Here is a 2,093-nt window from a genome sequence, read left to right on the forward strand (position 1 = left end):
CCGTTTGCGGCCGGTCGATTATGTAACGGGACGGTGCCGCCGGCCCAGGCATAGGCCCAATAGGGCGGCTGCGGCTCTGGCGCGGCAGCGTCTTCGTCGTCAGGATCGACGAGCCGCCGCAGCCCGCTGCCGGGATGGGCGCTGAAGATCTGGATTTCCGGAAGCGCGGCGACAGCCGCAAGGCGCATGTTCGCCTTGATGAACCCCGCCGGATCGGGACGGGTAGGCGTCGCCTTGCCGGCAGGATGATCGTTCAAGCTCGTGCCTATCCCCGCAGCGCCCGCCGCAGGATCTTGCCCACCGGTGTCTTCGGCAATTCGGTGCGGAACTCGATGTATTTGGGCCGCTTGTAGCCGGTCAGGTTCTCGCGGCAATAGGCGGTCAGCGTCTCGAGGGTCAGCGCCGGATCCTTCCTGACCACGAACAGCTTCGGCACTTCGCCCGAATGCTCGTCCGGCACGCCGATCGCCGCCACTTCGAGCACGCCCGGATGCTGAGCAACGACCTCTTCCAGCTCGTTCGGATAGACGTTGAAGCCGGAGACCAGGATCATGTCCTTCTTGCGGTCGACGATCTTCGTATAGCCGCGCTCGTCCATGAAGCCCATGTCGCCGGACTTGAAGTATCCGTCCTTAGTCATCACCTTGGCGGTCTCGTCCGGCCGGTTCCAGTAGCCCGCCATCACCTGCGGCCCGCGGATGCAGATTTCGCCGACTTCGCCGAGCGGCACGTTGTTGCCGTCGTCGTCGCGGATGGCGATCTCGGTCGACGGCAGCGGCAGGCCGATCGTGCCGGTGAAGTCGCCGCCGCTGAATTTGTTGGCGGTCGCCACCGGCGAGGTTTCCGAAAGCCCGTAGCCTTCGGTGACCGGACAGCCGGTCAGCGCCTTCCAGCGCTCGGCCACACCCCTCTGCACCGCCATGCCGCCGCCCAGCGTCAGGATCAGCGGCTTGAAGTCGAGCTTGCGAAAATCCTCATTGTTGAGCAGCGCGTTGAACAGCGTGTTGAGGCCCGGGAAGATGTGGACCGGGTATTTCTCCAGCTCCTTGACGAAGCCTGGAATGTCGCGCGGATTGGGGATGAGCACATTCTGCGCGCCCTGCTGCATGCCCATCAGCGCGTTCACCGTCAGCGCGAAGATATGGTAGAGCGGCAGCGCGCAGATGAAATTGGGATGCGCCGGCTTCGGCTTCACCGCATAGGCGTCCTGCAGCCAAAGCGCGTTCTGCGCGACATTGGCAAGCACATTGGAATGCAAGAGGATCGCGCCCTTCGAGATCCCGGTGGTGCCGCCGGTATATTGCAGGAAGGCGATGTCGTCGGCGCTGACGCTGGCAGGCTTGAAGGCGAGGCCGGCGCCGGCCTTCAGGGCGGCGTTGAACTTGACGTGGCCCGGCAGCGACCAGGCCGGCACCAGCTTCTTCACCCGGCGCACGACGAAGTTGACGAGCGTCCCCTTGAGGCCGCCGAGCATGTCGCCCATCGCGGCGACGACGACGTGCTTGACCGAGGTCTTGGCGATCACCGCCTGCAGCGTGTTGGCGAAATTCTCGAGGATGACGATCGCCTGCGCGCCGGAATCCTTCAGCTGATGCTCGAGCTCGCGCGGCGTATAGAGCGGGTTGACGTTGACCACGGTGAAGCCGGCGCGAAGCACCGCCATCATCGCCACCGGATATTGCAGCACGTTGGGCATCATCAGCGCCACGCGCGCCCCCTTCTGCAGGCCCTTCGACTGCAGATAGGCGCCGAAGGCGGCCGACTGCTGCTCGAGCTCGGCATAGGTGATGGCCTTGCCCATGCAGACGAAGGCCGGCTGGCCGGCAAACTGCTTGCAGGCGCCGACCAGGAAGTCGCCGATCGAGCCGTAGGGCAAGGGCCCGATCTCGGCTGGCATGTTCTTCGAGTAGCTCGACAGCCACGGCTTTTCCGGCAGGCCGGCGGCAAGCTCCGTCAGCGCCTTCGGCAGCCTCTTGGCCGGCGCCGGTTTCACGGCCGGCTTTGGCGGGACCGCCTTTGTCGGAACTGCCTTCGCGGCAGGCTTTGCGGCAGCGGGCCTTGTCGCAGCGGATTTGGCCGGCACCGGCTTGGCC

Annotated in this window: 1 protein-coding gene and 1 pseudogene; both read right to left on the bottom strand. The window is 65.3% G+C overall.

All coding sequences use genetic code 11. The features are described from left to right. A pseudogene (locus tag EN780_RS32770) lies at positions 1–257 on the bottom strand (methyltransferase); the annotation flags it as partial. Positions 258–265: 8 nt separating this feature from the next. Then, positions 266–2,093, bottom strand: a 1,828-nt coding sequence (locus tag EN780_RS32775; protein ID WP_348631288.1) for a long-chain fatty acid--CoA ligase, incomplete at its 5' end; no start/stop codon positions are given.

Source organism: Mesorhizobium sp. M4B.F.Ca.ET.089.01.1.1 (genome assembly GCF_004022605.1).
Classification (GTDB): Bacteria; Pseudomonadota; Alphaproteobacteria; order Rhizobiales; family Rhizobiaceae; genus Mesorhizobium; species Mesorhizobium abyssinicae.